A 6,448-nucleotide genomic window follows, 5' to 3' on the forward strand; every position below is an offset into this window, starting at 1 on the left:
GGTCTGATCAGAGCCGCCTGAAGACCGGAGCCTCGAAGCCGTCCGCCGCATAGCGGGCCAAGGCTTCGGCGAGGGGTTCCACTGCCACCGCGCCGTGATGGCCCGTGGCGTGCAGGACGCGGTCGCCGTCCAGCAGGAAGGCCGAGTGGCCGTTCCACGGCCCCTGCCCCGGATGCAGCCAGACGACCAGATCGCCGCGACGGGCGTCAGCGCGGGAGACGGCGCGGCCCAGCTCGGCCTGTTCGTCCGCATAGCGCGGTCCGGCGCGGCCGCAGGCGTAGAGGGCCTGCTGAACCAGTCCGCAGCAGTCCGTGCCTTTCGGCGTACGGCCGCCGAGGCGGTGCGGAACGCCCAGCCAACGCTCGGCGAAGGCGAGGGGATCGGTCTCGAACTCTCCAACCGGGGAGAAGGCATCGTCGGCGACCAGCGCGTTCGGCGGCAGGTCGGCATCGAGGGCGGTCACGCGGCTGCGCGGCAGGACGACGCCATCGGACAGGGCCGCGCGATCGACCCAGCCGACCACGCCGTCGCGGCGGGCCTGACCCCAGGCGCGGTCCTGAAGCGTCTCCAGAGCGTCGAAGGCCTCGCCGAAGACAAGCTGGTCGACGGTCTGGCCCGAGGCGTCGACGATGTCGGCCATCGGCGTCGCGCACCGCATTGCTTGCGCCGCCCGGTGGACGTCGGCGCGCACGATCCCTTCCAGCCCCTGCTCGGCCAGATCGGCGCGGGCCAGGGTGGTGCGGGGGTCGAAAATGGCGTCGGTTGCGGTCAAACGAGACTCGTCCGGTTGAGCCGTCGTCGTAGCGCCAGAAGCCGAAAGGCCCGTTAACGCGACTGATTTTTCTGATCAAACCGGCGTGAAAGCATGTCGAAGGCGGCGCGAAGCCCTTGCGCCTCGCCGCCCTCGGGCCAGCCCGGACGGGCGCGCGGGGTCCAGGCGAAGATGTCCATGTGGGCCCAGACGCCGGTCTCTGGCGCGAACTTCTGCAGGAACAGAGCGGCGGTCACCGAGCCAGCCTGCGCCCAGGCCGCCGGGTCGTTTCTCAGGTCGGCGATCTCGGCTTCCAGAGCGGGCTTGTAGCCGGCCCACAGCGGCATCCGCCACAGGGGGTCGGCGACACGCTTCGCGGAGGCCAGCATGTCGGCGGCCAGCGCCTCGTCGTCGGTGTAGAGCGGCGGCAGCTCCGGCCCCAGCGCCATGCGCGCAGCGCCGGTCAGGGTGGCGAAGTCCAGCGTCAGGTCGGGCGAATGCTCGGCCGCGCGGGTCAGGACGTCGGCGAGGATCAGCCGGCCCTCGGCGTCGGTGTTGCCGACCTCGATGGTCAGGCCCTTGCGGGTCTGCAGCACATCGCCCGGGCGGAAGGCGTCGCCCGCCACGGCGTTCTCGACCGCGGCGACCAGCACGACCAGACGCACCGGCAGTCTGGCCTGCATGACCAGTCGACCGAGCGCCAGAACGTGGGCCGAGCCGCCCATGTCCTTCTTCATGTTGCGCATGCCGGCGGCGGGCTTGAGGTCCAGACCGCCGGTGTCGAACACCACGCCCTTGCCGACCAAGGCCACCAGCGGCAGGTCCGCCTTGTCGAGGTTCCAGCCGATCTCGATCACCCGCGGCGCGCGGTGCGGGGCGGCCGCGCGGCCGACGGCGTGGACCGACGGATAGTTCTCTTCCAGCAGGGCGTCGCCGGTGATGACGGACAGGGCTGCGCCCGAGGCTTCGGCGATCTCGCGGGCGATGGTCTCGATCTGCAGCGGCCCCATGTCGGCGGCGGGGGTGTCGACCATCTCGCGCGCGAGGGCGCAGGCGGCGGCGATCCGAAGCAGATGCGCGGGGTCGGACGCGACCGACAGGCGAGCCGCCTTTGCCGGGCGCGCCCTGTAGCGGTCGAAGCGATAGGCCCCCAGCGCGAAGGACAGCGCCGCCAGCTCGGCCGCCTCGCCCTCCACACCCTCCAGCCGCCACAGGCCGTCGGGCAGACGGGGAGCGAGGGAACGGGCGGTCAGCGGCTCGAAGGCGTCGCCGACGCCGAACAGGGCGTGATCGATCTCACCATCGGCGCCGGGGACCAGCAGCAACTGCCCGGCCTTGCCCGTGAAATCGTTGGCCCTGGCCCAGGCATCCGTCGGCGCATCGACCTTGCCGACGATCCGGATTGGACGGGCGCCGTCGGTCTCCAGCGTCAGGATGTCGGGGTGCAGGACGGACATGGCAGCCTTTCCGGCCCACGATGGACCGATGTTAACCAGTGATTGACGCCGAAAGCCGATTCTGGAGACCGAATTTCCGGAGCGCTCTCCATGTCGCGCACGACCGCCTCTGTCGCAACCATCGCCTTGCTGGCGCTCATCGCCACCCCTGCCCTCGCCCAGAACCGCGGGCGCCAGGCGGCCGAGCAGCCCGCCGCCGCGCCCGCCCCCGTCGCGCGGACGCCGGCCAGCGCCGAGGTGCGCGCCGCCTACGAGCGGACCGACCCCCTGATGCGCTCGACCTTCTGGGCCGGCGAGGCCGAGATCAATCCGGCGGACCCCGTCGCCGGGGTCAAGGCGGCGCAGGCGCTGCGGGAAATGGGACAGTACGATCAGTCTGTCGACATGGCCCAGCGGGTCCTGCTGGTGCAGCCGGCCAACTACGAGGCCATGCTGGAGATCGGACGCGGCCATATCGCTCGCGGGCAGGCCTTCTACGGCATCGAGGCGCTGGAGCAGGCGGCGAACCTGCGGCGCGACGACTGGCGGCCGTGGTCGCTGCTGGGCGCCGCCTATGAGCAGGTCCGGCGGGGCGATGACGCCCGCGCCGCATGGGCCCATGCCCTGACCCTGTCGCCGGACAATCCCGATGTGCTGGCCAATATGGCTGTCGCGGCGATGAGCAAGGGCGACAACGCCGCCGCCGAGCCGCTTTTGCGTACCGCCGCCGCCCAACCGGGCGCATCCCTGCGCATCAAGCTGAACCTGGCGATGGTGCTGGGGTTGAACGGAAAGATGGGCGAGGCCGAGCAGATCCTGCGCCGCGCCCTGCCGCCGGAACAGGCCGACCAGAACCTGGCCTGGTTGCGCGCGCGCAACGGCGGCCCGAGCGGCGATCCCTCACTGAACGCCCGCACCTGGACCTCGCTTCAGGGCGGCTAAAGCCCTACATTGGGGCCATGATCGACGAGCTCTACAGCACGCGCATCCTGACGCTGGCGGCCAACCTGCCGCACAGCGGCCGCCTGCCCGCGCCCGAAGGGACGGGCGAGCGCGTCGCCAAGCTGTGCGGCTCGAAGGCCATCGTCGATGTGACGCTGGATGATGAGGGCCGCATCAACGCCTTCGCCCAGGATGTGAAGGCCTGCGCCCTCGGCCAGGCCGCGGCGGGTGTTCTGGGCCAGACGGTCATCGGCGCCTCGGTCGAGGAACTGACGGCCGCGCGCGACGCCATGCTGGCCATGCTCAAGAGCGGCGGGGAAGGTCCCGAGGGCCGTTTCGAGGGGCTGCGCGCCCTGAAGCAGGTCGCGGACTACCCGGCGCGCCATGCCTCGACCATGGTCGCCGTCGAGGCGACGCTGGACGCCGTGAACGCGGCGTTGGCCCGCAAGACGCCCGACACTCGAACTAGCCTCGCCGGCGCGGCCTGATGCCCGCTTGTCCTGCCCGCACGGGCGGTCGATAAGCGCGGCGACATGGCCTCCGGCGCAAACCTCTACGAACGCGGCGTCCGCCTGGCTCACCGGAGCTACAAGGTGACGCTGTCGCCCCTGATCGGGCAGCAGTGCCGGTTCCTGCCGACCTGCTCCGACTACGGGCGGGACGCGCTGATCGAGCACGGACCGCTGAAGGGGGGATGGCTCACGGTGCGTCGCCTCTGTAAATGCCATCCCTTCGGCGGATCAGGGTATGACCCGGTGCCGCCCAAGGGCCAGAACGCCAAAGCAGACTGACGATGATCGAACTCAAATTCCCCGACGGCGCCGCGCGCGAGTATCCCGCCGGCTCGACCGCCCGCGATGTGGCGACGTCCATCTCGCCCTCGCTGGCCAAGAAGGCCGTTCTGGCCGAGCTGAACGGCGAGCAGCGCGACATGGATCGCGTGCTGGAGACCGGCGGCGATTTCCGCCTGATCATGCGCGACGACCCGGCCGCCCTGTACACGATCCGCCACGACACGGCGCACGTGCTGGCCGAGGCGGTGCAGACGCTGTTCCCGGGCACCCAGGTCACCATCGGCCCGGCCATCGAGGACGGCTTCTATTACGACTTCTTCCGGGAGGAGCCGTTCTCGACCGACGACTTCGCCGCCATCGAAAAGGAGATGGGCCGGATCGTCGATAGCGACGCGAAGTTTGTGCGCGAGGTCTGGGAGCGCGACGACGCGATCAAATTCTTCGAGGCCCGGGGCGAGAAGTTCAAGGCCGAGCTGATCCGCGACCTGCCGGGGACGGAGACGATCACCCTGTACAAGCAGGGCGACTGGATCGACCTGTGCCGCGGTCCGCACTTCCCGTCGACGCGTCACGTCGGCAAGGCGTTCAAGCTGACCAAGCTGGCCGGGGCCTACTGGCGCGGGGACAGCAAGCGCGAGCAGTTGCAACGCATCTACGGCACCGCCTGGGCGACCAAGGAAGATCTCGACGCCCACATGCAACGCCTCGAGGAGGCCGAGAAGCGGGACCACCGTCGCGTCGGCAAGGCGATGGAGCTCTTCCATATGCAGGAAGAGGGCCGCGGCATGGTCTTCTGGCACCCGAAGGGCTGGGTTCTGTGGCGCGTGCTGGAAGCCTATATGCGCCGCCGTCTCGACGCCGCCGGCTATGTCGAGGTGAAGACCCCGCAGGTGCTGGACCGCAAGTTCTGGGAACAGAGCGGCCACTGGGACAAGTACCGGCCCAACATGTTCGTCTGCGAGACGGTCGAGGGCGAGGAACTGAGCCTGAAGCCGATGAACTGCCCGGGCCATGTGCAGATCTTCGATCAGGGCCAGCGCTCGTACCGCGAACTGCCGCTGCGCATGGCCGAGTTCGGGGCCTGCCACCGCTATGAGCCGTCGGGCTCGCTGCACGGCCTGATGCGCGTGCGCGGCTTCACCCAGGACGACGCCCACATCTTCTGCCGCGAGGACCAGATCGTCGAGGAGACGGCCGAGTTCATCAAGCTGGCCCGCAGCGTCCACGCCGATCTCGGCATGGAAACGGCCTACATCAGTCTGGGCACCCGCCCCGAGAACCGCGCCGGCACGGACGAGTTCTGGGACAAGGCCGAGAACCTGATGGCCGAGGCCGCCCGCGCCGCCGGGACCGAGCCGGTCGTCACCGAGGGCGACGGCGCCTTCTACGCGCCCAAGCTGGACTTCATCGTCAAGGACGCCATCGGCCGCGAATGGACCTGCGGCACGATCCAGCTCGACTACGTTCTGCCGGAGCGTCTGAACGCCACCTACATCGCCGAGGACGGCCAGAAGCACCGCCCGGTCATGCTGCACCGCGCGATCCTGGGCTCGTTCGAGCGCTTCATCGGCATCATGATCGAGAACTACGCCGGGGCCTTCCCGCTGTGGCTCGCGCCGACCCAGGCCGTGGTGGCGACCATCGTGTCGGAAGCCGACGACTACGCCCGCGAGGTGGTCGAGAAGTTCAAGGCCGCCGGCCTTCGCACCGAGATCGACCTGCGCAACGAGAAGGTCGGCTACAAGGTGCGCGAGCACTCCGTCGCCAAGGTCCCGGTCATCGCCGTGGTCGGCAAGAAGGAGGCCGAGGAAGGCAAGGTCGCCATCCGCCGCCTCGGCTCGCAGGCCCAGGAGGTCGTCACAGTCGAGGAGGCGATCTGCACCCTGACCGACGAGGCCACGCCGCCGGATCTGAAGCGGGCGTAAGTCGCCTCACGGACTTAGGAACGTTCCGGCCGGCGGTCCCTTGAGAGAGCGCGCAATCGCGCTCGCCTCAAATGGAGATCCTCCGATGGCCGACAAAACGCTCGACACCCTTTTCCACGACACGCTCAAGGACATCTACTACGCGGAGCGGAAGATCCTGAAGTCGTTGCCCAAGATGGCGCGCGCCGCACAGTCGCCCGAGTTGAAGGCGGCGTTCGAGAAACACAGGGATCAGACCGAAGGCCAGATCGAACGCCTGCAACAGGTGTTCGAGATCATCGGCAAGCCGGCTCGCGGCAAGACCTGCGACGCCATCGAAGGCATTCTCGCCGAGGGCGACGAGATCGCCGAGGAGTACAAGGGGACGGCGGCGCTGGATGCCGGCCTGCTGGCGGCGGCCCAGGCCGTCGAGCACTATGAGATCACCCGCTACGGTACGCTCAAGCGGTGGGCCACGGTGCTTGGCCTGAAGGATGCGGCTCGCCTGCTCGACGAAACCCTTCAGGAAGAATCGCAGACCGACGAGGATCTGACCGCGATCGCGGATGCCGCGATCAACGCAGACGCCATGCAGCCAGCCTGATGGGACGGCGTCGCGGC

General features: G+C 69.3%; 7 protein-coding genes. 5 read left to right on the top strand and 2 right to left on the bottom strand.

Annotation, left to right across the window (positions count from 1 at the left end; all coding sequences use genetic code 11):
- Positions 1-7: 7 nt before the first annotated feature.
- Together ABDZ95_RS15000 and ABDZ95_RS15005 are read right to left on the bottom strand one after the other, a co-directional pair.
- A complete protein-coding gene (locus ABDZ95_RS15000) occupies positions 8-772 on the bottom strand; it encodes a C40 family peptidase (RefSeq protein ID WP_343794784.1) in 765 nt (254 codons plus the stop codon).
- Between the two features lie 53 nt (positions 773-825).
- A complete protein-coding gene (locus ABDZ95_RS15005) occupies positions 826-2,208 on the bottom strand; it encodes a leucyl aminopeptidase family protein (RefSeq protein ID WP_343794785.1) in 1,383 nt (460 codons plus the stop codon).
- Between the two features lie 90 nt (positions 2,209-2,298).
- On the opposite strand from ABDZ95_RS15005, the gene ABDZ95_RS15010 reads away from it, so the two are divergent.
- From ABDZ95_RS15010 to ABDZ95_RS15030, 5 genes are all read left to right on the top strand, one after another.
- Positions 2,299-3,129, top strand: coding sequence for a tetratricopeptide repeat protein (locus tag ABDZ95_RS15010; RefSeq protein ID WP_343794787.1), 831 nt, complete (start codon positions 2,299-2,301; stop codon positions 3,127-3,129).
- A 17-nt stretch (positions 3,130-3,146) separates the two neighbouring features.
- Positions 3,147-3,617: an iron-sulfur cluster assembly scaffold protein gene (locus tag ABDZ95_RS15015; RefSeq protein ID WP_343794788.1), complete on the top strand. Its 471-nt coding sequence runs from the start codon at positions 3,147-3,149 to the stop codon at positions 3,615-3,617.
- A 45-nt stretch (positions 3,618-3,662) separates the two neighbouring features.
- On the top strand, positions 3,663-3,920 hold the full coding sequence (yidD, locus tag ABDZ95_RS15020) for a membrane protein insertion efficiency factor YidD (RefSeq protein ID WP_343794789.1): 258 nt from the start codon (positions 3,663-3,665) through the stop codon (positions 3,918-3,920).
- Positions 3,921-3,922: 2 nt separating this feature from the next.
- A complete protein-coding gene (gene thrS / locus ABDZ95_RS15025) occupies positions 3,923-5,848 on the top strand; it encodes a threonine--tRNA ligase (protein WP_343794790.1) in 1,926 nt (641 codons plus the stop codon).
- 85 nt (positions 5,849-5,933) lie between these two features.
- Entirely contained in the window at positions 5,934-6,431 is a 498-nt protein-coding gene (locus ABDZ95_RS15030; protein WP_343794791.1) for a YciE/YciF ferroxidase family protein, read from the top strand.
- Positions 6,432-6,448: the final 17 nt, after the last annotated feature.

The organism is Brevundimonas kwangchunensis, from assembly GCF_039523815.1.
GTDB classification, from domain to species: Bacteria; Pseudomonadota; Alphaproteobacteria; order Caulobacterales; family Caulobacteraceae; genus Brevundimonas; species Brevundimonas kwangchunensis.

Bases quoted from the DNA above. Each gene is read 5' to 3' on its own strand.
- ABDZ95_RS15005 (WP_343794785.1), bottom strand. From the start codon at position 2,208: ATGTCCGTCCTGCACCCCGACATCCTGACGCTGGAGACCGACGGCGCC.
- ABDZ95_RS15015 (WP_343794788.1), top strand. From the start codon at position 3,147: ATGATCGACGAGCTCTACAGCACGCGCATCCTGACGCTGGCGGCCAAC.
- thrS (WP_343794790.1), top strand. From the start codon at position 3,923: ATGATCGAACTCAAATTCCCCGACGGCGCCGCGCGCGAGTATCCCGCC.
- ABDZ95_RS15030 (WP_343794791.1), top strand. From the start codon at position 5,934: ATGGCCGACAAAACGCTCGACACCCTTTTCCACGACACGCTCAAGGAC.
- yidD (WP_343794789.1), top strand. From the start codon at position 3,663: ATGGCCTCCGGCGCAAACCTCTACGAACGCGGCGTCCGCCTGGCTCAC.
- ABDZ95_RS15010 (WP_343794787.1), top strand. From the start codon at position 2,299: ATGTCGCGCACGACCGCCTCTGTCGCAACCATCGCCTTGCTGGCGCTC.